The organism is Undibacterium sp. TJN25 (genome assembly GCF_049339885.1).
Classification (GTDB): Bacteria; Pseudomonadota; Gammaproteobacteria; order Burkholderiales; family Burkholderiaceae_D; genus Undibacterium.
Genome location: NZ_JBMPPM010000001.1, coordinates 513,922 through 538,607, shown reverse-complemented (window position 1 = coordinate 538,607; position 24,686 = coordinate 513,922). Strand labels below are relative to the sequence as shown.

Annotated in this window: 19 protein-coding genes; 9 read left to right on the top strand and 10 right to left on the bottom strand. The window is 56.4% G+C overall.

Annotated features, from left to right (window positions below; translation table 11 throughout):
* Entirely contained in the window at nt 1–777 is a 777-nt protein-coding gene (locus tag ACO0LO_RS02410) for an MBL fold metallo-hydrolase (protein WP_422962588.1), read from the top strand.
* A gap of 101 nt (nt 778–878) precedes the next feature.
* Here ACO0LO_RS02410 and ACO0LO_RS02405 read toward each other — a convergent pair whose 3' ends face one another.
* Both ACO0LO_RS02405 and ACO0LO_RS02400 read right to left on the bottom strand, forming a co-directional pair.
* Nucleotides 879–1,100, bottom strand: a complete 222-nt coding sequence (locus ACO0LO_RS02405) for a hypothetical protein (RefSeq protein WP_422962818.1) — start codon at nt 1,098–1,100, stop codon at nt 879–881.
* Between the two features lie 320 nt (nt 1,101–1,420).
* Complete coding sequence (locus tag ACO0LO_RS02400; RefSeq protein WP_422962587.1) at nt 1,421–2,560, bottom strand: JmjC domain-containing protein; 1,140 nt, start codon at nt 2,558–2,560, stop codon at nt 1,421–1,423.
* A 124-nt stretch (nt 2,561–2,684) separates the two neighbouring features.
* Here ACO0LO_RS02400 and ACO0LO_RS02395 point away from each other — a divergent pair, with 124 nt between their 5' ends.
* A complete protein-coding gene (locus ACO0LO_RS02395) occupies nt 2,685–3,224 on the top strand; it encodes an FKBP-type peptidyl-prolyl cis-trans isomerase (RefSeq protein ID WP_422962817.1) in 540 nt (179 codons plus the stop codon).
* Between the two features lie 119 nt (nt 3,225–3,343).
* Here the strand turns inward: ACO0LO_RS02395 and mutS are convergent, their stop codons facing one another.
* On the bottom strand, nt 3,344–5,950 hold the full coding sequence (mutS, locus tag ACO0LO_RS02390) for a DNA mismatch repair protein MutS (protein WP_422962586.1): 2,607 nt from the start codon (nt 5,948–5,950) through the stop codon (nt 3,344–3,346).
* A 99-nt stretch (nt 5,951–6,049) separates the two neighbouring features.
* On the opposite strand from mutS, the gene ACO0LO_RS02385 reads away from it, so the two are divergent.
* Both ACO0LO_RS02385 and ACO0LO_RS02380 read left to right on the top strand, forming a co-directional pair.
* Entirely contained in the window at nt 6,050–6,244 is a 195-nt protein-coding gene (locus ACO0LO_RS02385; RefSeq protein ID WP_422962585.1) for a hypothetical protein, read from the top strand.
* A gap of 105 nt (nt 6,245–6,349) precedes the next feature.
* A complete protein-coding gene (locus ACO0LO_RS02380) occupies nt 6,350–8,716 on the top strand; it encodes a hypothetical protein (protein ID WP_422962584.1) in 2,367 nt (788 codons plus the stop codon).
* A 14-nt stretch (nt 8,717–8,730) separates the two neighbouring features.
* Here ACO0LO_RS02380 and ACO0LO_RS02375 read toward each other — a convergent pair whose 3' ends face one another.
* The 3 genes from ACO0LO_RS02375 to ACO0LO_RS02365 form a co-directional block, all read right to left on the bottom strand.
* A complete protein-coding gene (locus ACO0LO_RS02375; RefSeq protein WP_422962583.1) occupies nt 8,731–10,554 on the bottom strand; it encodes a tetratricopeptide repeat protein in 1,824 nt (607 codons plus the stop codon).
* 134 nt (nt 10,555–10,688) lie between these two features.
* On the bottom strand, nt 10,689–12,059 hold the full coding sequence (locus ACO0LO_RS02370) for a DEAD/DEAH box helicase (RefSeq protein WP_422962582.1): 1,371 nt from the start codon (nt 12,057–12,059) through the stop codon (nt 10,689–10,691).
* Nucleotides 12,060–12,212: 153 nt separating this feature from the next.
* Nucleotides 12,213–13,022 carry an inositol monophosphatase family protein gene (locus ACO0LO_RS02365; protein ID WP_422962581.1) on the bottom strand — a complete coding sequence of 270 codons (810 nt, stop codon included), beginning with the start codon at nt 13,020–13,022 and terminating at the stop codon, nt 12,213–12,215.
* 161 nt (nt 13,023–13,183) lie between these two features.
* On the opposite strand from ACO0LO_RS02365, the gene ACO0LO_RS02360 reads away from it, so the two are divergent.
* The 3 genes from ACO0LO_RS02360 to ACO0LO_RS02350 all read left to right on the top strand — a co-directional run bounded on the left by ACO0LO_RS02360 (nt 13,184) and on the right by ACO0LO_RS02350 (nt 16,948).
* A complete protein-coding gene (locus ACO0LO_RS02360) occupies nt 13,184–13,945 on the top strand; it encodes an RNA methyltransferase (protein WP_422962580.1) in 762 nt (253 codons plus the stop codon).
* Between the two features lie 465 nt (nt 13,946–14,410).
* Entirely contained in the window at nt 14,411–16,159 is a 1,749-nt protein-coding gene (locus tag ACO0LO_RS02355; protein WP_422962579.1) for a hypothetical protein, read from the top strand.
* Between the two features lie 141 nt (nt 16,160–16,300).
* The gene (locus ACO0LO_RS02350) at nt 16,301–16,948 is read left to right on the top strand and encodes a glutathione S-transferase (protein WP_422962578.1); all 648 of its coding nucleotides are present in this window, start codon (nt 16,301–16,303) and stop codon (nt 16,946–16,948) included.
* 84 nt (nt 16,949–17,032) lie between these two features.
* Here ACO0LO_RS02350 and ACO0LO_RS02345 read toward each other — a convergent pair whose 3' ends face one another.
* Entirely contained in the window at nt 17,033–17,833 is an 801-nt protein-coding gene (locus ACO0LO_RS02345) for a PP2C family protein-serine/threonine phosphatase (RefSeq protein WP_422962577.1), read from the bottom strand.
* Between the two features lie 167 nt (nt 17,834–18,000).
* Here ACO0LO_RS02345 and ACO0LO_RS02340 point away from each other — a divergent pair, with 167 nt between their 5' ends.
* A complete protein-coding gene (locus tag ACO0LO_RS02340) occupies nt 18,001–18,207 on the top strand; it encodes a YdcH family protein (RefSeq protein WP_371874562.1) in 207 nt (68 codons plus the stop codon).
* A gap of 64 nt (nt 18,208–18,271) precedes the next feature.
* Nucleotides 18,272–20,284 carry an ATP-dependent DNA helicase gene (locus tag ACO0LO_RS02335; RefSeq protein ID WP_422962576.1) on the top strand — a complete coding sequence of 671 codons (2,013 nt, stop codon included), beginning with the start codon at nt 18,272–18,274 and terminating at the stop codon, nt 20,282–20,284.
* Between the two features lie 115 nt (nt 20,285–20,399).
* Here ACO0LO_RS02335 and ACO0LO_RS02330 read toward each other — a convergent pair whose 3' ends face one another.
* The 3 genes from ACO0LO_RS02330 to ACO0LO_RS02320 all read right to left on the bottom strand — a co-directional run bounded on the left by ACO0LO_RS02330 (nt 20,400) and on the right by ACO0LO_RS02320 (nt 24,684).
* A complete protein-coding gene (locus ACO0LO_RS02330) occupies nt 20,400–22,436 on the bottom strand; it encodes a M13 family metallopeptidase (protein WP_422962816.1) in 2,037 nt (678 codons plus the stop codon).
* Between the two features lie 209 nt (nt 22,437–22,645).
* Nucleotides 22,646–23,638: a peptide ABC transporter ATP-binding protein gene (locus ACO0LO_RS02325; protein WP_422962575.1), complete on the bottom strand. Its 993-nt coding sequence runs from the start codon at nt 23,636–23,638 to the stop codon at nt 22,646–22,648.
* Entirely contained in the window at nt 23,635–24,684 is a 1,050-nt protein-coding gene (locus ACO0LO_RS02320) for an oligopeptide/dipeptide ABC transporter ATP-binding protein (protein ID WP_422962574.1), read from the bottom strand. Before ACO0LO_RS02320 ends, ACO0LO_RS02325 begins: the two co-directional genes overlap by 4 nt.
* Between the last annotated feature and the right edge of the window lie 2 nt (nt 24,685–24,686).

The window sequence follows — 24,686 nt, the reverse complement described above, 5'->3', positions numbered from 1 at the left end:
TTGAAATTTGCAAGTCTCGGCAGCGGCAGCGAAGGCAATTCGCTACTGGTTTCACCCGCAGCGGCAGAGCAGCAGCGCCGCATCGTCATGCTTGATTGCGGCTTTAGCGTGAAAGAAGCCGAGAGGCGGCTTGCCCGTCTGGAAGTGCTGCCGGGAGAGGTGGCCGGCATTATCGTGACGCACGAACATGGCGACCATATCCGAGGTGTTTTCAAATTTGCCCGCCGCTACGACACGCCGGTCTGGCTGAGCTATGGCACCTACCAGGCTGCCCGCGCCGACAGCGATGGCGTGGATGTCCGCTTCTGCCGTGATGACGAACCTTTCCAGATTGCCGGCCTGACGGTGCATCCTTATACGGTGCCGCACGATGCGCGTGAACCCCTGCAATATTGCATCAGCAGCGAACGTTGCAAGCTTGGCGTGCTGACCGATGTGGGCCATAAAACCGAACGGATATTATCCGCGCTGGCCGCCTGTGACGCGCTGGTACTGGAGTGGAACCACGACAGCGACATGCTGGCCAACTCCAGCTATCCTTATTCTCTGAAGCAGCGTATCGCCGGGCCGCATGGGCATTTGTCAAACGCGGTTGCTGAAGAAATATTGAGGGAAGTGGACAGGTCCAGGCTGAAGCTGGTCATTGCCGCGCATTTGAGCCAGCAGAATAACCGTGCCGAACTAGTGGAGCAGCGGATGGCCCACGTGCTGCAAGGGGAGTTGATTGCTGCCGAGATTGCCTGCCAGCACCAGGGATTCGGCTGGAAGATGCTGTAGGAAAAGAAGTGGGTGCGGTGTCAGGAATGTGTTGCCGCGCAAAGCTTTGCGCACATAAAAAAAGCCGACCCAAGAGTCGGCTTTTTCAAGCAATAAAAAAATTACTTGGAAGCAGAAGCTGCCGCTGCGTCAGCTGCTGGGGATGCAGGTGTTGCTGCTGCATCGGAAGCTGGAGCTGCTGCATCAGAAGCTGGAGCAGCTGCTGGTGCTGGTGTAGGAGCTACTGCGGAAGCTGCTGGTGCTGGTGCTGGAGCTTCTTCTTTTTTGCCGCAAGCAGCCAAAGCGATTGCCAACAGGGAAACGAGCAAGAGTGATTTTTTCATGTTTATACTTTCAATAAATAGATCAAAAAATAAGATCAAAATTTTGCGATGAATAATTACCGGTAATTATCGCTCTATAGGTTTATTCGAGGGCCTGATTCCAAAAAGGAATGTCGGCCCCTACGAAAGTTTCCTAACCCAGAATTATAATGATTTTTCTACTGGTGGAATAGATAAAGATGCACTTTTGTGCTTAATTTGTGCATTTTTTGCCAAGGAAAATAGTTTTTGGATGGAAATAAATCAATCTTTGATGCGTTGCACAAATATTTCCTCGAAAAAACGATTCTCCCGCCGCCATTTCAGCCTTTTGCCGGGTTTTATTTCGCTTTCAGTTGCACCCAGCCATCTTCGTACCAGGTGCACAAGGCTTCCTGTACATCCTCGGATGCTTCAGCCACGCCGTTCCCGTCCAGCTCGCGGTCATTGGCTAACTTCAAAATGGCAACTTTATCTTCCTTGCCGATGGCGAAGGATTCGCCATTGATAAAGACGTGTTTTCCTTTGTACAGCATCTGGGTTGCCAGCGACAGGCTGACGCCGTTCTTGATTGCCGCCTGCGTAAAACGTTTCGGCGTCAATGGCTTGTCGGGGCCGCTGAAAACGACATTGCGTTTCGGCTCGGAAAGATATTCGCCGAGGAAAATCGTCATGTCTTCTTCGCTGAAACGGATCTTCTCCAGTTGTTCGGCGATATTGGACAGCATTGCCGAGCTGATCTCCGCTGGGTTGGCCGCAGGCTTCAGCTCCGGATCGGCATAGCGGCCAGGCAGTTCTATCGTGTCGGACATAAAGTGCAGGAAGGCCTCACCCAATTCCTGATAGGAGGGGGCGCGGAAACCTATTGAATAGGTCATACATTCGCCTACAGCCTCGCCATCATGCGCGTAGTGAGGCGGCAGGTACAGCATGTCGCCCGGTTCCAGCAAAAACTCCTGTACGGCCTTGAAATTGCGCAATATCTTCAGCGGCATGCCTTCCACCAGCGACAGATCTTTTTGCGCGCTGATCTTCCAGCGGCGCTGGCCGTGCGCCTGCAGCAGAAACACATCATACGAATCAAAATGCGGCCCCACGCCGCCGCCGTCGGCTGCATAGCTGATCATCAGGTCATCCAGCCGCGCATCGGGAATGAAGCGGAACTGCCGCAGCAGCGCATCGGCTTCTTCGCGATGCAGGTTGACGCCTTGCACCAGCAGCGTCCAGTCTTTCTTTTCCTTGACCGGCAATTGCTCGAACGGGCCGTTCTGCATTTCCCAGTGCTTGCCGAAAAAGCTGATCAGCCTGGATTCCGCCTCTTCCTGCGCTGCAAGCTCGAAAAGTTCGTCTTTGTCCAGCAAGGGCGTAAAGCCTGGAATGGCCTGCCGTATCAGCAGGGGTTTCTTGTGCCAGTATTCACTGAGGAATTGTTCCGGCGTGATGCCGCCCAGCAGCGGCAATGCTTGAGATATTTTTTTCATGCACGCATTATAAGCACCCCGTCTGCATGTGGCTATATGCTGTCCTGCTGAGTGTTATGAATCTTGAATCCTGCACTGCGAGCGCGGGTATAATCTCGGTGCATATTATTTTTAAGGAATTATGATGAAGATTGTCAAAAATACAGTCGTGACCGTGGACTATAAACTGTCGGATGCCCAAGACAATCTGATCGAAGAAAGCCGCGAACCCATGGTGTACCTGCATGGCGGCTATGAAAACACCCTGCCGAAGATAGAAGAAGCGCTGGACGGCAAGGAAGTCGGTTTCAAGACAACCATCCAGGTTGAGCCGGAAGATGCCTTCGGTGAATATGACGCTGAACTGGTCAAGGTAGAGCCGCGCAACCGTCTGCCGAATCCGCTGGAAGTCGGCATGCAGTTTGAAGGCATGCCCGATGGCGACGAGCAAGATGACTCCATCATCTTTACCGTGACCGATATCGCGGACGACAAAGTCGTTTTGGACGGCAATCATCCGCTGGCGGGCATGGCGCTGCGCTTTACCCTGGCAGTGACCGAAGTGCGGGAAGCAACAGCCGAAGAAATTGCGCATGAGCACGTCCATGGCGCACACGGCCACGGACATGACGATGAGGATGATGACGGCTCTGCTGACGAATACCGCAGCCATCCGCTGCACTGATAGAATCCGGCGCTGCTTTAGTATAGATAGCGCAGGTAGTACAGGTAGCGCAAACAAAAACCGCAGAGGGCAGCCTCTGCGGTTTTTGTTTTATGGCGCCGCACAGTGGCCTTCGGTAGCTACTGCGCTTTTGCCAGATCCTTCAGGCGGTACAGGGCTTCCAGCGCCTCGCGCGGGGTCATCGCATCGGGATCGATGGCGTCGATGGCATCCAGCACAGGGGATTCCGCCGGCGCTGCGTCAAGGGCTTCCGGCTCAGGCGCCGGCGCTACAGCGTTGGCTGAAAACAGGTCAAATTGCGGCGTGGTTTGCAGCGAGTGGGCTTCCAGGTCGGCCAGGTGTTTTCTGGCCGAGCGTATCACTACCTGAGGGATGCCGGCCAGTTGCGCCACCTGCAAGCCGTAGCTTTGCGAAGCAGGCCCCGGCTGCACCGCATGCAGGAACACAATATTTTCCTTATGCTCGATTGCCGACAAATGTACGTTTTCTGCCGTCGGATGCACGTCCGGCAACTGCGTCAGTTCAAAGTAATGGGTGGCAAACAGCGTATAGCTTTTCGATACCTGGATCAGGTGGCGCGCAATGGCCCAGGCCAGCGCCAGGCCATCGAAGGTAGAAGTGCCGCGGCCTACTTCATCCATCAGCACCAGCGAATGCTCGGTGGCGCCGTTCAGGATGGCGGCCGATTCCGTCATTTCCACCATGAAGGTCGAGCGTCCGCCCGCAAGGTCGTCTGCTGCGCCGATACGGGTGAAGATGCGGTCTATAGGCCCGATACAGGCTTGCGTGGCCGGCACATAGCTGCCGACGTAGGCCAGCAGCGTGATCAGCGCCACCTGCCGCATGAAGGTCGATTTACCGCCCATGTTGGGGCCGGTGATCAGCAGCAGCTTGCGGTCGGCAGAGAAGTTGCAGTCATTGGCGATGAAGCGTTCTATCTGGTTTTCTACTACCGGGTGGCGGCCTTGCTGGATTTGCAGCATAGGCTCAGTGACCAGTTGCGGCGCGCACCAGCTGTTGCGGGTGGCGTGGTCCGCCAGGCTGACCAGCGTATCCAGCTGCGCGATGGCATGTGCAATTGCCTGCAGCGTGCTGATATGCGGCAGCAGGTCTTGCAGTATTTTCTCGTACAGCATCTTCTCACGTACCAGCGCGCGTTCCTGCGCCGACAGGGCCTTGTCTTCAAAGGCCTTCAGTTCGGGCGTGATGTAGCGTTCCGCGTTTTTCAGCGTCTGGCGGCGACGATAGTTGTCCGGCACCTTATCGGTCTGGCCGTTGGTGACTTCGATATAGAAGCCATGCACCTTATTGTATTCCACCCGCAGGTTGGCGATGCCGGTGCGGGCGCGCTCGGAGGTTTCCAGGTCGATCAGGAACTGGCCGGCGTTTTCGGACAGCGCGCGCAGTTCATCGAGTTCCGCATCGAAGCCCAGCGCGATCACGCCGCCGTCGCGTATCATCGTCGCCGGCTGCAGCATCAGGCCGCGCTCCAGCAGGTCCAGGCACTCTGCCGGCGTAGCCAGGTCGCCCAGGATACCGGTCAGCAGGCTGGTCTGGTTGTCGGCGATGCACATCTCCACGTAAGAGCGTACCGTGGGCAGGTGCTGCAAGCCGTCGCGCAGGCCGGACAGGTCGCGCGGACGCGCCGATTGCAGCGCAATACGGGTCGTGATCCTTTCTATGTCCGGTACCGACGTCAGCGTGGTTGACAGGCCTGCGGTGGAATCCGCCTGGATCAGCGCCTTGATCGCATCATGCCGCGCGCGCGCGATGGACTGGTCGCGTTTGGCGTGATGCAGCCAGTGGCGCAGCAGGCGTGAACCCATTGCGGTGCGGCAGTGGTCCAGCAGCGAGAACAGGGTCGGCGACTCCTGGCCGCGTATGGTTTCGGTCAGTTCCAGGTTGCGGCGGGTCGCGGTGTCCAGGCCGATGAACTCATTCTCGGTTTCCACCGTCAGCGTATTGATATGCTTCAAGCCACGGCCTTGCGTAGATTCCGCGTAGCGCAGCAATGCACCGGAGGCCCCCAGCGAAGCGCTCATGTTCTCGGCGCCAAAGCCGGTCAGCGACGATGTTGCCAGCTGGTCCTGCAGCAATTTCTGGCCTTGCTTTACGTCGAAATGCCAGTCCGGCACTTCAGAAAATTTACCTGGCAGCAGCGCATAGTGTTCATCCAGCAGGCGGGTGCCGGCCGACAGCAATATCTCTGCGGGGGAGATGCGTTCCAGCTCCTGCTGCAGCCGGTTGGCGACGGATTTTTCGTCGGTCGCAAACTCCATCAGTTTTAATGCGCCACTGGCCAGCGACAGCCATGCCAGGCCGACGGTAACCGTTTTGCGCTGCTGCAGCATGCACAGCGACAGCAGCGGACGTTCGGACTTTGCCGGCAGCAGGTCGGTATCGGTCAGCGTTCCGGGGGTGATCACGCGCATTACCTTGCGCTCCACCGGCCCCTTGCTGGTAGCCGGGTCGCCTATCTGTTCGCAGATGACGGCGGATTCGCCGAGCTTGACGAGCTTGGCCAGATAAGGCTCCAGCGAATGAAAGGGCACGCCCGCCATCTTGATCGGCACGCCGGCCGAGCTGCCGCGTTGGGTCAGCGTGATGCCGAGGATGCGCGATACCTTTTCAGCGTCTTCATAAAACAGTTCATAGAAATCCCCCATGCGGTAGAACACCAGAGTTTCAGGATGATCCGCCTTGATGCTTAAATATTGCGTCATCATTGGAGTATGTTTCTGAGCTTCAGACATATTTCTATTTTCTTTAATGATCAATTACCTGCGCTGCGCCCTTCGTTTTAAGGGCGCAAAACAAAGACGCTATTGTATGCGAAGGCCTTCGCTGATGAGAAATACATTCGCGGCAAGCGGCTGGTGGCGTACGACAGCAGCAGATTTACCATGATCGCGGCGGCTTCGCGAAAACAACAAAGAAAAGCGCTTTTGCCGTCATCAACGCTGATTTTTTTGGTTTTTGCTCACCCAACCCAAAAGAACAATGATATTGTTAAAAAATAAATATAAAAAATCACATTTTTATAAATCAGGCTTGGCCTCGAGCGCTTTTCATTCAGAGCTGATGGCGCACGCGATGCCAGGCACCCGTCAGGATGGGGAGGCAGAATGCAAGAACATCGGGAGCAGGGCGCTATCGCGCGCAGGAAAATTGCCGTCATCGGCATCCACGGTGTGGGCGAGCATCAATGCGGGGAGACTGTGGAGCTGATTTCTTGCCAGTTGCAAGCCATCAATCCTGCCGAATACCTGTCCTTTTCCCATGTGAACCTGAATATCGCGGTCGATACCAAAGGTCTGGTCCCGGGCAAGCCGGACGAGCAGGTGTCTGCGGATAAGCCCGAGGCCGGCATGCGTGCGCTGGTTGCCGGTTCCGGTTCCCGTTTCAAGAAGCAGGCGAGCAGATCCCAGGGGACGGCCGACCTGAATGTCGCCTTCACAGAGTCGTTGCTTGGCGAAGGCGGCGACTATCAATCCGAATACTCCACCGTCAGGCTGGATGCCCATTTCGAGCGCAGCGGCATCGCGCATACCGTGCATGTGCATGAAATGTTCTGGTCCGACCTGTCGCATGGTGGCGTGGGCAACAGCCTCAAGGTGTTTGGTCAGCTGATGCAGTTGCTGCTTCACGTTGCAAGCTTTGGGCGCACGACCATGTCAGCCGTGCTGAATGAAATTGGTATCAACGGCGCCAATTTCCGCGAATGGAGCCACTTATACAAGTTGAATGCGGCGCACTACTGGCTGCTGTCCATGCCCATCTTGCTGGGGAATGCCTTGTTCGTACTGCTGGCGTGTCTGCTGGTTCCGCTGATGCTTCCTGCTACGTATGTCCTGTATGCCGGGATAGGGGCGTGCCTGGTATTTGGCGTCGGCTGCGCCGTCGGATCGGCCTATTTTTTACTGGGTACCTTGCAAAACAAAGCGGAGCCGCATACGCCCGTGCTGGCGAACATCGTGACGCCGGTCGTCATTCTTGTTATTACCGCGGGCCTGCCGCTGTATTTTGTGCAAACCGGAGCGTGGGTGCCGGATACCACTTTCCTGATCTGGGCAGAACTTGCCTGCCTGGGTGCGATTGGTGTTGAATTGATGAGAAGGTATGCGCGTAGCAGGCCAGGGGCGCTGGCCTTGTGGCTGATCATGTGCGGTTTGCTCGCGGCTCTGGGGATCGGCACTTATCTGTTCTGTGCTGCGAGCCATCAGTGGAGCTCGCTGCAATGGATAGGCTATTTCGTCGAAAGCCTGTTTCTTGGGCTGCTCGCGATATGGGCACTACTGTATCTGAACAATATCGTGCTATTCATTTATAGCTTGCGCATGAACCTCGATAAAAGCATTAGTCCGACAAAAAAACAGGCCGTCAATACCGGCCTGGTTTCCGCCTCCATTCCAGCACCCTTATTACTCTCCGTCATACTCTTTTTATGGCTGGCTGTGTCGGCCGCTATCGGCAAGACCGAGTTCAGCCTGGAAAATTACGTTCCGCACTTTTCCAGCGTGTTCGGCGGGGCAAGCATGGTGGATGACTTTATTACCCGGCTGGTGGAATTTAGCGGTGGTTTCTGGCTATTGTTTTATTTCGGCACAATGATACTTGTCGGGCTGCTCATGGTTTGCGGATTCGGCCCTTCGATATTCAAAGAGCTGTTTCCACCCAAGGATGCACGCGATGCCGGGAAATCGAAGGCGCTGGGGGCATGGCTGGACGGCGGTTTTGTCGGCGCGGCGCTGGGCGCTTTTTTTGCCATTGTCGGCTTTGTCATTCTGCTGCCGGGCGGCACGCTGATGCAATATATATGCGGCTCCAGTTCCCGCGGATACGGATTGGGTTTGCTGATCCAGTACGCCGGCGCCATCATTGGCGGCTCTACACTCAGCTTTGTCGCCGCGACCAAATGGTTCTCCGATGTGTTTTCAGGATTTTTTCAAAAAATCCGCGTTGTGGTGGACACGGCAATCGATGTCGACAACTGGCTACGCGAGAGGCCCGTAGGCCTGACGCCGAGGCTGAAAATCATGGCGCGCTACCATTCGCTGCTCAAATACCTGGAGACGCAGGAGTATGATGAAATCATCATCATTGCCCATAGCCAGGGCACAGTCGTGACAGCCGACCTGTTTCGCTATTACCAGCGTAAATTCCCTGCATTTATAGGGCGGTTGAAGCATCCGAAGTTCTTCTCGATGGGATGCCCGTTGCGCCAGCTTTACGCGCTGCGCTTTCCTTCATTGTATGGATGGGCGGTGAGGCCGGACCTGCATGCGTCCGGATTCTCAGAGTGGGTCAACGCCTATGGCAGCGGCGATTACGTCGGACGTTTTCTGTGGACAGATGACAGCGATGAAAACCGCTGGAATCCGGGAAGGGCGGCCGGCCACAGCGAATTCTGCACAGGCCCGCACGCGCACACGCATTATTTCGATCCGTCGAACCGGCTGGTCGGCGATGAAATTAACCGTTTTATCCGCTAATGCCTGTCGGCGGTTCATTTTACCATCGGCGGCGATGGCAGGCGCTCCGCCAGCATTGCCTGGAGTGCCTTTTCGCAATGCCGCACGAATTCCCTATTTTCAAACAGCACGCCGCATGATGCCGCGATACGGGCCTGGCAGAGGCTACGAAACGCGGCATTGTTTGCCACGCGCAAGGCCAGTTCCACATAGTCTTTTTCCGTCCCGGCGACCAGATCGGTAAAATTCATTGCTTTGTACATGCCGTAGGTATGCCGCTCGCGCTGCATGCGACCGGGCAGTGTTATGACGGGAATGCCCATTGCAAAGGATTCTAGGCTGGTGTTCTGGCCGTTGAAATGCAGGGTATCCAGGATCACGTCGGCGCACTTCAGCAGGCCCAGATAATCCTCATAAGGCAGTGCGGGGATAAAACTCACCCTGTCCAGCAGGCCGGCTAGCGACGTGGAGAAGCGTTGTTCCAGTGCCGGGCGCAGGTCTTCATCGCCGGGAGCAATCAACACGATCCTGGCGGAAGCATCTTTTTCCAGGATGGAGCGGAAGATGCCGTCCATGTCGGGCTGTATCTTGAACAGGCTTTGCGGGCATAGGTAAATTCGTTCTTCTGTGCTGAGTCCGAAACTTTCCCGCGTGCGCGCAGAAGCCTGGGGAGGGCGGTAGTAGTAGGCCAGCGTGCCCGCATCGGGAAGCCGCACCAGGCGTTCCGAATAATGCTCGTCGGCGTCGTCCATTTCATAGTGTGCACTGGAAATGAAATAGTCCATGTTCGGTATGCCCGTTGTATCCGGGTGGCCGAATGAAGTGCACTGGACCGGGGCCAGCCTGCTGAAGGCCAGTAGATAACTCATGGGCTCCATGCCGATGTCCTGGTAAAACAAGATGTCCAGCGACAATGCCGATATAGCATTGCGCGCAGCCTGCAGATTGTCGTAGGGGACGGTGATGACGCTGTCCGCGCTTTTTTCGATCAGCTCGCTCGTGGCGTCCGGTTTGGAAGAGCCCAGCTTGACCAGCACCACTTCAAACAGTTTTCTATCCAGGTGCTGCACCAGGCCGCGCGACGTCTGGCCTATGCTGTGCGCGCGGAAAAAATGGGATGCGATGCCTATCTTGATGCGCTTGGCAGGGCCCTGCCAGGAAGCGATGTGCGGCGCCGTCCAGGCCAGCTTGGGCGCGGCTTTCAGGTGTAGGGAGGCAATGCGTTTTAACAGGTCCCGGTTGTTGATGCCGTGGTAGGACAAAGGAAAATAAGTGGACGAGAAGCGTAGCGGCGCATTCATGCGCGCATTGCCTGTTTCCAGGGCTGCCAGCTTTTCAATGATGCTTTCCCTGATTTGCACGGGATACTCGCTGTCGGGCACTACTTTATGGATCAGCAGCGCCTCGCGCAGCAGATAGGCTGCGGCGTTTGCCGGCACCAGTGCGGCGAGCTTGCGCAAGCTGGCAGAAGCATCTGTCAGCTTGCCGGCATGCTGCTGTGTTTTTGCCAGGTTTTCCAGCACGGGCACATTGGAAGGCTCTATTTTCAAGGCCCTGCGGTAGAGTGCAATGGCTTCTTCAGCCAGGTTCTCAAACTGCAGGCAGGCCCCCAGGCTGTTGAGTGCGTTCACGTGGTTGGGGTTGACGGCGAGCGCCGCGTTGAAATGAAATTTGGCGTCTTCCAGCCGCCCGCCGTACAGGCCTTGCATCGTCCCGAGATCGCACAGGCAGTTCGCCAGTATTTTCTTGGCAAGCGCGACATCCTTGCCGCGCTTGATTGCTTTCCTGCACAGATCGGCCGCATCTGCAAAACTACCGTTCCTGGCCAGGGACTGTGCCTCAATCAGGTATTTGTCCATCGTACTACTCGTTCTAGCGAAGCCGAGATGATACGCCGACGCGTAATATCTTGCTTACGACGAGCTTAAAGCGCCGTTCCTGCTAGCAGTGAAGTGCAGCGAAGGAACGGCGCCGTCAATCCAGCGGCGTGGATTTATGCGCCACCGCGTCCGCCGGAGCGGCGTGGCGTGGATTGCTTGACCGCCGGTTTTACCGATGTGCGGTGCGGGCTGCTGCCTTCGCGCGGTTGCCGTTGGCCACCGCCGCCGCCTGCACCCTGGCCCGAGCGTGGAGGACGGTTGCTGTTGCCGCCGCCGTTGCCGCCGCGTGGGTTGCCCTGGAAGCTACGCAGCTGTATAGGCTGGGCCTTGGCATTCGGATCCGGTTCAAAGCCTTCGATGAACTCTTTTGGCAACTGGCGTTTGATCAGTTTTTCAATATCCGCCAGCAGTTTGAATTCATCCACGCAGACCAGCGATACGGCTTCGCCGGTAGCGCCGGCGCGGCCTGTCCGGCCGATACGGTGCACATAGTCTTCGGGCACGTTGGGCAGGTCGTAGTTGACGACGTGTGGCAACTGGTCGATATCGATGCCGCGCGCAGCGATGTCGGTGGCGATCAGCACCTGCAGGCTGCCGTCCTTGAACTCGGCCAGTGCCTTGGTACGGGCAGACTGGCTCTTGTTGCCGTGGATCGCCATGCTGGTGATTTCGTCCTTGGCCAGCTGTTCTACCAGCTTGTTCGCGCCATGCTTGGTGCGTGTGAACACCAGTACCTGTTTCCAGTTATTGGCCTTGATCAAATGAGCCAGCAGCGGATGCTTTTTATCGCGGTCTACCGGATGTACTTTTTGCGCGATGACTTCGACGGTGGAGTTGCGGCGCGCCACTTCTATCATCGCAGGATTGTTCAGCAGCTTGTCAGCCAGCGTCTTGATTTCATCCGAGAAAGTAGCCGAGAACAGCAGGTTCTGGCGCTTCGGCGGCAACTTTGCCAGCACTTTCTTGATGTCGTGGATAAAGCCCATGTCCAGCATGCGGTCGGCTTCGTCCAGCACCAGGATTTCTATCTTGTCCAGGCTGACGGTGCCTTGCTGCATGTGGTCCAGCAGGCGGCCGGGTGTCGCCACCAGGATGTCCACGCCGTGCTTCAGCAGCTTGATTTGCGGGTTGATGCCCACGCCGCCAAAGATGACGCCCGAGGTCAGGTTCAGGTATTTGCCGTAGGTGCGGACGCTTTCTTCCACCTGGGCCGCGAGCTCGCGCGTCGGTGTCAGGATCAGCGTACGGATAGAACGGCGCGTCAGGTTGCTTTGCGGCGCGTTGGGGCCGGTGGACAGTCGCTGCAGGATAGGCAGCGTAAAACCTGCGGTCTTGCCGGTGCCGGTTTGCGCGCCGGCGAGCAGGTCGCCGCCGCTGAGGACTGCCGGTATCGCCTGTTTCTGGATAGGGGTAGGGGTGGTGTAGCCTTGTTCGGTGACTGCGCGAACGATAGGATCGGACAGGCCGAGTTCTGTGAATGACATAATCTATTTCTAATTTAATCCGAACGCGCAGCGGTGCATGTTTGCGTTGCTGCACATTTTTCTACTTTGCCGAATATCCGCGGCGTTGCCGTCGATATTCCAGGATGCTTCAAGTGGGAGAGTGTGCCAGGCGAACCGGGCTGCTCCCTTTTCTTATAGCTGGGAGGGTTTTGCTGCAAAAGGCTGTAAAGCCGCAACCATTTGGGCGAACACTTTTGGTGTGCCTGCCAGTACGTCGCCTTTATAAAGGTAATCGGAATCGCCGGAGAAATTGCCTACGATGCCGCCGGCTTCGGTAATCAGCAGCGAACCTGCTGCGATATCCCAGGGCTTCAGGCCTTTTTCAAAGTAGCCGTCCAGGCGGCCCATGGCCACGTAGGCGAGGTCCAGTGCGGCAGCGCCCGGGCGGCGCAGGCCCTGGCATTTGCCGGTCATGATCTTGAACATTTCCATGTATTCATCCAGTCCCGACAGGTCGCGGGAAGGAAAGCCGGTACCGATCAGCGCGTCGGCAATACGGTCTATCTTGGTGACGCGGATGCGTTTGTCGTTCAGGAAAGCGCCTGCACCCTTGCTGGCGGTGAACATTTCATTACGGGTCGGGTCATAGACAACGGATTGCGTGATGATGCCGCGTTGCTGTAATGCTATCGACACGCAATATTGAGGGAAACCGTGGATGAAATTGGTAGTGCCGTCCAGCGGGTCGATAACCCAGACGTTTTCATTGTCGTCATGCAGGTTGGCGGAGGCGCCGGATTCTTCGGCCAGAACAGCGTGGTCGGGGTAGGCGGAGGTCAGAACCTCTATGATCGCTGCTTCTGCGGCTTGATCAACTTCAGTGACAAAATCATTAAATTGTTTTTCGCTGACTTTGACACGATCCAGGTCGAACGACGCGCGATTGATGATGGTCGCGCCACGGCGAGCGGCCTTGATAGCCGTATTGAGCATTGGGTGCATAGAGGTTTCCGTTAAAATGGCGGCATTCCTGCTTCCAGGGATATCAATGAGACATCGCCTGGAGGCAATCGGTACCGCACAAAAATGAATTAAAGAGCGTCGCGCTAATTTGCTGCGGCTAAAATACTTATACAAATCAACGCGTAATAGCGCTATTTTAAATGATCTTGCCCCAAACCGACACTTCTCTTTTTAAACGCCTGCGTTTCGTGCTAGTAGAAACCAGTCATCCCGGCAATATCGGAGCGGTCGCGAGGGCGATGAAAACGATGGGTTTTGCCGAGCTGGTGCTGGTCAATCCGCGTTTTGGCGATGCGCTGACTAACCCTGAGGCGGTGGCTTTTGCCAGCGGCGCGCAGGACATTCTGGAGTCCGCCCGCATTGTCGGCTCCATTGATGAAGCGCTGGCCGGCTGCCATTTCGTTGCTGCCGTCAGCGCCCGGCTGCGCGAATTTTCGCCGCCGGTATTTACCCCCAGGGACATCGCCTACAACCTGGCAAAAGAGCAGGGCCAGCCGGTGGCGCTGGTATTCGGCAACGAGCGCTATGGGCTGCCGAATGAAATCGTGGTCAATTGCAATGCGCTTATCAATATTCCAGCCAATCCCGATTATTCGTCGCTGAACCTGGCGCAGGCAGTACAACTGCTCGCCTATGAGTGCCGTGTCGCCGAACTGGGCGAACAGCGGCCGGCGACCGATATCGGTTTTCACGGGGTCGCAGCATCGCTGAGCGATATTGATGGCATGTATGCGCATCTGGAGAAAGCCCTGGTCGCAATCCATTTCCTGGATCCGGACAATCCGAAAAAGCTGATGCCGCGTTTAAAGCGCCTGTTTTCACGCACGCAGCTGGAGCAGGAAGAAGTCAATATTTTGCGTGGTATTGCAAAAAAAATACTGGATGCGGATCCCAAAAAATAGCCGTGTATTGCACCGTCCTGCAGGCCGCAAAACAAGTGTGGGGAACATAAAATTTGCTTCATCGTGCAGTTAATTTCCATGTGGAAATTTATTGCCTGCCCGAATTGATAAATATGTTGAAATTCACACAGATAAATTTGTTTTTTAGGGGTATTGTCTTTTGTGTTTGTTATAAAGCAAGTAAGATTGCTGTAATACAGACATGTTCAGAAATTGTGGATCTGATCAACCACTGACAAGGACATCATTATTTTTTTTCGAATCAGCCGCCCATATCTTAATTCGGTTTTTGTTGCCATCCTTGCATTGTGTTCAGCATCATCGGCGCAGGCACTTGGATTGGGGGAGCTTCGCGTTCAATCTGCGCTCGGCCAACAGCTGAAAGCTAGTCTCACTCTGCTGGGTGTCCAGAACGATATAGCGCAATCCTGCATCAAGGCCAGGGTCGAAACGACTGATGGCGGCATGTTGGCGAATGTAATTGTCGCGCTGGCCCCAAGCGGTACTTCCAGGCTTATTTCATTGGCAACCAGGCAGAGCGTGCAGGAGCCTGCCGTCAAGCTGGTTGTGGATGTTGCCTGCGACGCCCAGATTCATCGCGAGTTCATGATCCTGCTGGATCCGCCGCTGTTTGCCGGCGCGCCTTCCCGGGCTGAATTGCCCCTTGCCCAGCCGGACACGGACAACAGCGGCCTCGCGGCTACGGCGGCGGCTCCCGATGTGCCGCGCGCTGCCGGCAGACGCCCAGCCCGTGCACCGGCTTCCGCTTCCATTGTTCCCCGGCTAAACCCGGATGAGTTACCGCCCAAACCCCAGCCCCAGCTTGCAAAAGCCCCGAAAGCGCTTGCCCCCGCAAAGCCGGGCAAGGCGCCGAAAGACGTGCTGAAGCTGTCGGACGATGCTGAAGTCATACCTCAGCACGGGCTGCGCCTGAGCGATACGCTGTCTGAACGTGCCGCCGGCGCCGACCAGCAGCAGAATATGGCCGAACTGCGGCTTGCCCAAGCCGAATTGGCAGCGTTGCTGCGCGGCGAAAATCCGGAAAAAACAAACAGCGACCAGTTGAAGGCAGGCCAGCAGAAGTTGCAGTCGCTACAGGCGGAGGCGAACCAGTTAAAACGCCAGGAACAGGCCGATAAGGCAGAACTGGAAGCTCTGCGGGAGAGCAGTTTCTCGCGTAACTGGATTGTCGCGCTGGCCGGCTTGCTGCTGCTGGGCCTGATCGCCATCGTGGTACTGGCGCTTCATCTGCGCCGCCTGACGAAAAGGAGTGAGTTTGCGTGGATGGCGCAGCATGCAGACAAACCTGACACCGACCGCAAGATGAGCGTCGAAGAGATCGTCAATAGCGTGCAGGCTTCCTATCAGAATCCCGCGACGGTGCCGGGCAAGACGGTGGAAGCGGCGATTCCCGCCTTCCTGCAAGACAAGGGCGGTATCGCGATGGCCGAGAATACCGCACCGGCTTCTTTGGGGAAAAACACATCTCCGGCGACAAAGCCGGCATCGGCCGCAGCACCCGCAGCATTGTCAAGGACGAGCCTGCCGTCGCTGGAGGACACCAATAGCAGCACCTTCAATTTCTTTGCCGCCAAAGGCAATTCCATGAAGGTGGAAGAAATATCCGATGTAACGCAGGAAGCAGAATTCTGGATGTCGGTCAACGATCCGCAAAGAGCGATCGAGATACTGGAGCCGCAAGGCGCCATCGAAGCGCCGGATTCGCCGGTGCCTTGGCTATATTTGCTGGATTTGTACCGGGTCACCAAGAACAAGGAAAAGTACGATGCACTGCGCGACAGGTTCGTGCTGATCTTCAATGCAAATATTCCTGACTTTGAGGTGGATCCGGCCGACTCCGTCAGCCGCCAGCTGGAAGATTTTGAACACCTGATGGCCAAGATCTGCGGCATGTGGGATACCAACGACATCCTTCCTTTCCTGCAAAGCTTGTTGGTGGATGACAGAGACGGCAAGCGCATGGGCTTTGAATTGCCAGTCTATCGTGACATCCTGCTGCTGATCGCGATTGCCAATGAACTGGAACGGGCGAAATCCCAAGGCGGCTTCGGCGGCAAATGGGTTGCTGAGGACGATGCGGTCACGATTCCGGATGTGGCAACGCTGAATAAGCCGGAAGAAGAAAAGGCTGATTTCAATGCCATCGATTTTGAAGTGATCGATTTCCCCAAGAGCGGGCCGTTTAATAAATGACAGTCTGCAGGCCGGCGAGATCATGAGACGGTCTTGAGCCAGCCTGTCTACTGGGCATCAGGAGCACCGCCGAACCGGGCGCAGCAGCGAGGCAGGCTGCACATATTCAGATTCCTATAAAAACAGTCGCAGGAGACAGCAATGATCAGATTATGCGGTTTTTCATCCAGCAATTACTACAACAAGGTCAAGCTGGCGATGCTGGAAAAAGGGCTGGCGTTTGACGAAGAGCTGGTCTGGACCGATCGCTCGCCGGCCTTGCTGGAAAAATCTCCGCTGGGCAAGATACCCTATCTGGAAACCGCGGATGGCGTGCTGATCGAATCCCAGGTGATTGTCGATTACATCGAATCCTCTTTCCCGGAACATCCGCTGTTTCCCGCCGACCCCGTCGCTGCCGCAAAAATCCGCGAACTGATTACCTTCATGGAGTTGCACCTGGAGCTGGTCGCGCGTGAACTGTATCCGCAGGCATTTTTCGGCGGCACCGTATCTGACGAGGTGAAGGCCAGGGCGGAAAAGCTTTTGCGGAGAAATACCAAGGCATTTGCCCGCTTCGTCAAATTTTCGCCGTATATAGGCGGTAGCGAATTCACGATGGCCGACTGCGTAGCGCTGGCGCATCTGCCGCTGGTGGGAATGGCAACCAAGATCATTTATGGCGAAGACCTGCTGGCGGATTTGCCGGTCAAGGAATACACGAAGATGCTGGCCGAACGGCCTGCGGTGCAAAAGGTGAATGCCGACCGCAAGGCCAACCAGGAGTTGATGATGAGCCGCAGCAAATAAAAACGGGGCTGGAAAGAGCACAGGCTGGGAAGCGCACGAGAGTAATACAGGGGAGGGCTTGCCTCCCCTTGACGTTTTAGTACGCTATACGGCCCTGCGCATTTTTTCGACGACGTAATTCTTTACTTCGGCCGGCGGCGTTACCAGTTTGACGATCGCAAAAGTACAATTGTCGCCGTGGTCCGTTCCGCGTTCACGTGCCTTGCGGATCAGCAGTTCCGATGCCTGCCGCGGTGTATTGGCTGCGATGGCGACGGACAGCTCCACATCGGTAAAGTAGTGCCACAGACCGTCAGAGCATAACAGGAAGGAATCTCCGGCCTTCAGGTCGTCGTGCTGGCCAAAGGTGATGTAGGGCGGCGTCGTGCTGGAGCCGAGCACGTTGACCAGGATGTTGGACATGCGGTGGGTCTTGGCTTCATCAGACGTGATTTTCCCTTCGCTGACGAGTTTTTCCACGTACGAGTGGTCGATAGTCCTGTCGGCAAAATTGGGGCCGCTGAAACGGTACAGGCGAGAGTCGCCGGCATGTGCCCAGATCGCCTGCTTTTGCGGCGTGATCACCAGGGCGACAAAGGTGCTGTGCGGTTCTTTTTCCGCGGAGACGCCAGTCAGTTTGATGACGGTGTGTGCTTCGGTAACAATGTTTTCCAGCAGTGCTTTGACATCGTTATCAGGAGAGAACTCGTCAAACAAATGCTTGGCCGTGCGAATGACTTGTTCGGCAGCCATCGCTCCGCCGCTTTTGCCGCCCATGCCGTCCGCCAGCACGGCCATCATGTAGCCGGGCGCGTGCGGTGCTGCAAACAGTCCCACGCGGTCTTGTTGTTCTTTCCTGTCACCGATATGTTGTCCGGTGCCTGCTTCGATCTTATATTGGCTCATACGTCTTGGTAGATTAAACTATAGGATGCATTTGTTTTACGTGAATCAACATATGAATATATGAAATGATGGTTAATTGCTATTTAAATAAAAACTTTTGCAATTAAGCAGCACTTTAATTCAATTAATGCAGTCGCTCTAATTAAATTTCATTTTACTGTAACCTGATGACTATGAGCCACCCTGAAGAAATACAGCAACGCATTATTGAATTGGAAGTTGAACATCGCGATCTTGATGTCGTTATTGAGACATTAGTGAAAGATCAGCATCACGATGAGTTGCAATTACGCAGGCTCAAGAAACGCAAGCTGCAGTTGAAAGATCACATCACCTTGCTAAAAATGCAAATGATGCCGGATGTTCCCGCCTGACCGGCCGTTGCGCATCCCGTCTCTATTTTGTTTTATTGTCGTCTTATTTTATTAGCAGCATATTTTGAGTGAATCCACACCAGAGTCGAACGCCGTCGGCAAGCATGACGACGAAGTCGAACAGATTTTCGGGCCGACAGGCGTACTAAGCGCATCGATCAAGGGCTACAAGTCTCGCCAGGCCCAGACAGAAATGGCCAAGGCCATTGCCGGCGCTATTGCCGGACAGACGACCTTGCTGGCCGAGGCCGGTACCGGCACAGGGAAAACATACGCCTACCTCACGCCTGCGCTGCTGTGGGGTGGCAAGGTCATCGTTTCCACCGGTACGAAGAACTTGCAGGACCAGCTGTTTCTGCGCGATATCCCGACCATCAAGAAAGTGCTGAATGCGCCGGTATCGGTGGCGCTGCTGAAAGGACGCGCAAACTATCTGTGCCATTTTCATCTGGAGCGCACGTTGCAGAACGGCCGCCTCAGCTCGCCGCAGGACGTCGGTTATTTGCGCGACATTTCACGTTTCATGAAAACCACCAGCAGCGGCGACAAAGCCGAACTGGCGCGCGTGCCGGAAACGGCGCCGGTGTGGAACCTGGTGACGTCGACGCGCGACAACTGCATGGGTGCAGAGTGCCAGTACTACCAGGATTGTTTTGTGATGAAGGCCCGCAAGGAGGCGCAGCAGGCCGATGTCGTTGTCGTCAACCACCATCTGTTCTTTGCCGACGTCGCGCTGAAGGATACCGGCGTGGCGGAACTGCTGCCGTCGGCGAATACCGTCATCTTCGATGAAGCGCACCAGTTGCCCGATACAGCGACCTTGTTTTTCGGCGATACCATTTCCACTTCGCAGGTGCTGGAACTGTGCCGCGACGTGCAGGCAGAGGGCTTGTCGCACGCCAGGGACGGCGCCGAATGGGCCAAGATCGTGGCGCCGGTGGAGCGCGCCACGCGCGACTTGCGCCTGACTTTCCCTCAGGATTCGGTGCGCCTGTCGCTACCGCAGATCGCACCTTCCAGCCCGTTTTTTTCGGCGCTGGAAACCCTGAAAGACAGCTTCGAAGGCATGATCGCCGTACTGGAAACGCAGGCCGAAAGGGCGGAAACGCTGGAGCAGTGCCGGGTACGGGCAATAGAGTTGCGCGACCGGCTGCATGACTGGAATAATGAGCCGCCGGCTAAAAATGCCGCCGACAAGGCTGACTATGTGTTGTGGGTAGAGGCATTTTCTACCTCGCTGCAACTGCATAAGACACCCTTGTCCATTGCGCCCATTTTCAACAAGCAGCGCGAAGGCACGCCGCGCACCTGGATTTTTACATCGGCGACGATGGCGGTGAAGAATGACTTCAGCCATTACGTGTCGCAGATGGGTTTGTGGAACGAGCCGGCCAAGACCTGGCCCAGTCCCTTTGATTACCAGAACCAGGGTTTGCTGTACGTGCCGGAAGGCATGCCGCAGCCCAACTCTTACGAATATATGGACGCGGTCGTCGATACCGCACTGCCGGTGATAGAAGCGGCTGGCGGCCGTACTTTCTTGCTGTGCACGACGATCAAGGCCGTCAAGCACAGTGCTGAACGCTTGCGCGACGAATTCCAGAAACGCAAACTACCTTTCCCGCTGTTCGTACAGGGCGATGCCGGCCGTACCGAGTTGCTGGATCGCTTCCGCGCATCCGGCAATGGCGTGCTGATCGGCAGCCAGAGCTTCTGGGAAGGAGTGGACGTACGCGGCGAAGCCTTGTCGCTGGTGATCATCGACAAGCTGCCGTTTTCGCCGCCGGACGATCCCGTATTGGCCGCGCGGATAGAGGCAATGGAAAAGAAGGGACTGAACGGTTTTGTCCACCATCAGTTGCCGGAAGCGATCATCAACCTGAAGCAGGGCGCCGGCCGCCTGATCCGGGACGAAACGGATCGTGGCGTGCTGATGATCTGCGATCCGCGTCTGATCTCCAAGCCTTATGGCAAACGCATCTGGCAAAGCCTGCCGGCATTTACCCGCACCCGCAAGGCGGAAGACGTAATTAATTTTTTTACAGGGGTTACGGTGGTTGAGCCGGACGCAGCCTGAAGAAAATAGGGACTGCAAAAAAAAAGGACCGCGATAAAAATCGCGGTCCTTTTTTTTGCAGCCTCATCCTGCCTCGCCATGCTTAAGTATGGCGAGGCAGGACAGCCGGATCAGCTTACCAGATCGATACGCGGTCGGAAGGCGCCAGGTACATCTTGTCGCCTTCCTTGACACCGAAAGAGCTGTAGAAGCCGGGCATATTGCGCAGCGTGCCGTTGGCGCGGAACTCAGGCGGGGAGTGCGGGTCTGTCTTGATGCGGACGATGGCTGCCTGGTCGCGCATCTTGCCGCGCCATACCTGCGCAAAGCCGGTAAAGAAACGCTGGTCGCCGGTCAGGCCGCCCAGTACCGGCGCCGGTTTGCCGTTCAGGGAGATCTTGTAGGCTTTATAGGCAATGGCCAGGCCGGAATTGTCGGCAATGTTTTCGCCCAGTGTCAATTCACCGTTGACGTTGTAGCCGGCCACAGGGCTGAAGGCGCTGTATTGCTTGATCAGCATGGCAGTCTTGGCCGCAAACTTCTCATGGTCTTCCTTGGTCCACCAGTCGCGCAAGTTGCCGGCGCCGTCATACTGTGCTCCCTGGTCATCGAAACCGTGGCTGATTTCATGGCCTATCACAGCGCCGATGCCGCCGTAGTTGACCGCATCGTCTGCCTTCGGATCAAAGAAAGGCGGTTGCAGTATTGCAGCCGGGAAAACGACTTCGTTCAGCTCCGGATTGTAGTAAGCATTCACGGTTTGCGGCGTCATGCCCCATTCGTCGCGGTCAATCGGCTTGCCCAGTTTATTCAACTCAACCTGCGAAGCGAAGATGGCGGAACGGCGTGCATTACCGACGGTGTCGCCCTTGGAAATCTGCAGGGCGGAGTAGTCGCGCCATTTTTTCGGATAGCCGATCTTCGGTGTAAATGCCGCCAGCTTGGCTTGCGCTTCCTTCTTCGTTTCAGGGCTCATCCAGTCCAGCGTGTCTATGCTTTGGCGATAGGCTGCCAGCAGGTTGGCAACCAGTTTTTCCATCCTGGCTTTGCTCGCTGCGGGAAAGTGTTTTTCCACATACAGCTTGCCCAGGCTTTCACCCATGCTGCCGTCCACCAGGTGTACGCCGCGCTTCCAGCGTTCTTCCTGCTTTGGAATGCCGTTCAATACCGTGGAATAGAAGGCGAAGTTTTCGTCAGCGAATTCCTTCGGCAACTGGCTCGCAGCCGAGCTCAGCATGCGCCATTTGAAATAGGTCTTCCATGTTTCCAGCGGCATGTCCTGCACCACTTTGCTGAAACCGGTCAGGTAGCTTGGCTGGCTTACGACGACATAGCTGACTTTGTCCTTGATGCCCAGTGAGGTCAGGTAGGCATTCATGTCGTAGCCTGGCGTCAGCGTGTCCAGCTTGCTGAGTTCGACCTTGTTGTAGGTCTTTACAGGATCACGGTTTTCCACCTTGGTCCATTGCACTTTTGCCAGCGCGGTTTCCAGCGCCAGGATATCTGCGGCGCTCTTGGCTGCATCCTTGTCGCCGGCCATGCCCAGCATCTTCTCGATGTGCGCGACATATTTGGCGCGGGCGTCCTTCAGCCTGGCGTCGTCATCCTTCAGGTAGTAGTCGCGGTCGGGCATGCCCAGGCCGCTCTGGACCAGGTCGGCAACGTAGATGGTGGAATCCTTGGCGTCCTGATGGATTGCGATTTCATAAGGCGCAGTGCCGCTGATCATGTTCAGGTAGGCAATCAGCGCAGGAAACTGTTTTTTGTCCGTAATTGCGGCGACTTGCGCAAAATCGGCTTGCAGCGGTTTCAGGCCCAGGGACTCGATATTTGCGGTGTCCATATAGCTCGCGTACATGTCGGCGATCTTGGCGGCTTCGGAACCGGGTTTTGTATTCTTGTCTTTTGTCAGGGATTCGATGATGGCGTGCAACTGGGGAACAGTCGCTTCGCGCAGGTCAAGGAAGGCGCCTGATCCGGACTTGTCAGATGGAATTTCGGAATTTTTCAGCCATTTGCCGTTCACGTGGCGGAAGAAATCGTCTTGCGCCTTGACGCTGGGGTCATTGTATTTGGTGTAGATGCCGGACAGCAAGACCGCTGGTGCGGATGCCGTTGCCGCTTTTGCCGGCTCGGCAGTTTGAGCGTGGACGCTGGTAGCGCCCGCGAACATGAGCGCGATAGCGCCTAAAACCTTGGAATTCACTAATATTCTCCCTAAAGTTGGAAATTTTGTTTTAAGAACTGGCCTGAAATCGATGTTTCCAGGCCGTCCACGATAGACTCGCGCCGTGCAAAATAGTTCTGCGCGGCTAGGCTATTTTTTGCGCAAATGCCGGGTTTTCTCGCAATGGATCGCAAGACTTGCATTCGCCTTATGCTTCAGCTTATTTCTTCTACCCTGTGACAGGCCAAGAGCCGGCCTTCAAACGGACGTAAAGGCGGTATCTGCAGGCGACAATGCTCGTTGGCGTGCGGACAACGGTTGTTAAAGGCGCAGCCGGGCGGTGGTGCCAGCGGTGATGGAAGTTCGCCGGGCAGCATCATTTTTTGTTGGCGCTGAGCAGGATCTATGCGGGGTGTACTGGCCAGTAATGCCCGGGTGTAGGGATGTAGCGGCCGGCTGAAAATATCCTTCTTCGGCGCCTGTTCCACGCATTTTCCCAGGTACATCACCAATACCTCGTCGGCAATATGTTCGACCACCGACAAATTGTGCGAAATAAACAGATAGGCAACGCCGCTGCTTTCCTGTAAATCCATCAGCAGGTTCAGCACCTGCGCCTGGATGGACACGTCCAGCGCCGATACCGGTTCATCGGCGACGATCACTTTCGGATCCAGCATCAGCGCGCGCGCAATGGCAATGCGCTGGCGCTGGCCGCCGGAAAACATGTGCGGAAAGCGGCTGTAATGTTCCGGCCGCAAACCGACCCTGGCCATCATCGCCTTCGCCTGCTCGGACCTTTCCGCCTTGTTGAGTTCAGTGTGGATGGCCAGCGGTTCTTCCAGCATCGCGCTGACCTTCTTGCGCGGGTTCAGGCTGGCGTAGGGGTTTTGGAACACCATTTGCACCAGAGGACGGACTTGCTTGAGCGTCGCGCGGCTGGCGTCGGCAATATTGATGCCGTCCATCCACAGTTCGCCCGAGGTCGGCGTTTCTATCATCGTGACCTGGCGCGCCAGCGTTGATTTTCCGCAGCCGGATTCACCGACCACGGCCAGGGTTTTCCCCGGAGTCAGCGTAAAGGAAACACCGTCCAGCGCACGCGCCATAGCCCTGGGTTTGAACCAGCCCTGGGATACCGGGTAATGCTTGGCGAGATTCCTGGCCTCGAGCAAGATGGGGGAGGGTATTGTCGTGTTCTGCGTCATGCCGGTGCCTGTGAAAATGTGACAGGCTGCCAGCCATTGCCGGGCTTGCCTTGCTGGTCTAGCGGAAAATGACAGCGCACTTGCGAGTCTGCGGGGCCGCTGAGCGCCGGCCGGACTTCGCGGCACTTGTCCAATGCGTAGCGGCAGCGCGGGCTCAGCAGACAGCCTGCCGGCCTGTCGTGCAGGCCGGGCACCACTCCCGGTATGGTCTGCAGCCGCGCGCGGCCCAGGTTGTGCTCGGGTAGTGCAGCCAGTAGCGCCTGCGTGTACGGATGTCGCGGTGCATCGAAAATATCCGGCACCGGCCCGGTTTCCATCACCTGGCCGGCGTACATGACTACCACCCTTTGCGCAGTTTGCGCGACGACACTCAGGTCGTGCGTAATCAGCATCAGCGCCATGCCGCGCTCGCGCTGCAACTGTAGCAGCAGGTCCAGCATCTGCGCCTGCACCGTCACGTCCAGCGCGGTGGTCGGCTCATCGGCGATCAGCAGCCGCGGATTGCAGGCGACGGCCATCGCCACCATCACACGCTGGCTCATACCGCCGGACAGCTGGTGCGGATAGGCGTCCAGGCGGCGCTCAGCGTCGGGAATATCCACCTGCTTCAGCAGCGCCAGCGCCTGTGCCCGCAAGGTCTTGCGGGAGCCGCCCTGGTGCAGCCGCAAGGTTTCCATCAACTGAAAGGCCACGGTGTAGCAGGGATTGAGACTGGTCATCGGGTCCTGGAATATCATCGCGATATCCTTGCCCAGCAGGCTGCGGCGCTCCCTGTCTTTCATCGCCAGCAGGTCGCGGCCGTCAAAGGCCATGCGAACGGCGCTGACCCGGCCCGGATAGTCGATCAGGCCCATCAGCGCCAGCGAAGTGACGCTTTTACCGGAACCCGATTCACCGACGATGCCTACCACTTCGCCCTGCCGTATCGTCAGGTCGAGGCCGTCCACGGCGATAAACGGAGATTTGTCGGAGCCGAAACGGACTTGCAAGTCCTGTATATCCAGCAGCGTGCTGGCGTCATCCCTTACTGGAAGATCCTTGTTCATCG

Coding starts and splice junctions, on each gene's coding strand:
- ACO0LO_RS02360 (WP_422962580.1), top strand. CDS start 13,184: ATGATCTTGCCCCAAACCGACACTTCTCTTTTTAAACGCCTGCGTTTC.
- ACO0LO_RS02345 (WP_422962577.1), bottom strand. CDS start 17,833: ATGAGCCAATATAAGATCGAAGCAGGCACCGGACAACATATCGGTGAC.
- ACO0LO_RS02395 (WP_422962817.1), top strand. CDS start 2,685: ATGAAGATTGTCAAAAATACAGTCGTGACCGTGGACTATAAACTGTCG.
- ACO0LO_RS02400 (WP_422962587.1), bottom strand. CDS start 2,560: ATGAAAAAAATATCTCAAGCATTGCCGCTGCTGGGCGGCATCACGCCG.
- ACO0LO_RS02350 (WP_422962578.1), top strand. CDS start 16,301: ATGATCAGATTATGCGGTTTTTCATCCAGCAATTACTACAACAAGGTC.
- ACO0LO_RS02320 (WP_422962574.1), bottom strand. CDS start 24,684: ATGAACAAGGATCTTCCAGTAAGGGATGACGCCAGCACGCTGCTGGAT.
- ACO0LO_RS02370 (WP_422962582.1), bottom strand. CDS start 12,059: ATGTCATTCACAGAACTCGGCCTGTCCGATCCTATCGTTCGCGCAGTC.
- ACO0LO_RS02330 (WP_422962816.1), bottom strand. CDS start 22,436: ATGTTCGCGGGCGCTACCAGCGTCCACGCTCAAACTGCCGAGCCGGCA.
- ACO0LO_RS02375 (WP_422962583.1), bottom strand. CDS start 10,554: ATGGACAAATACCTGATTGAGGCACAGTCCCTGGCCAGGAACGGTAGT.
- ACO0LO_RS02365 (WP_422962581.1), bottom strand. CDS start 13,022: ATGCACCCAATGCTCAATACGGCTATCAAGGCCGCTCGCCGTGGCGCG.
- ACO0LO_RS02325 (WP_422962575.1), bottom strand. CDS start 23,638: ATGACGCAGAACACGACAATACCCTCCCCCATCTTGCTCGAGGCCAGG.
- mutS (WP_422962586.1), bottom strand. CDS start 5,950: ATGATGACGCAATATTTAAGCATCAAGGCGGATCATCCTGAAACTCTG.
- ACO0LO_RS02405 (WP_422962818.1), bottom strand. CDS start 1,100: ATGAAAAAATCACTCTTGCTCGTTTCCCTGTTGGCAATCGCTTTGGCT.
- ACO0LO_RS02380 (WP_422962584.1), top strand. CDS start 6,350: ATGCAAGAACATCGGGAGCAGGGCGCTATCGCGCGCAGGAAAATTGCC.
- ACO0LO_RS02340 (WP_371874562.1), top strand. CDS start 18,001: ATGACTATGAGCCACCCTGAAGAAATACAGCAACGCATTATTGAATTG.
- ACO0LO_RS02355 (WP_422962579.1), top strand. CDS start 14,411: ATGTTGGCGAATGTAATTGTCGCGCTGGCCCCAAGCGGTACTTCCAGG.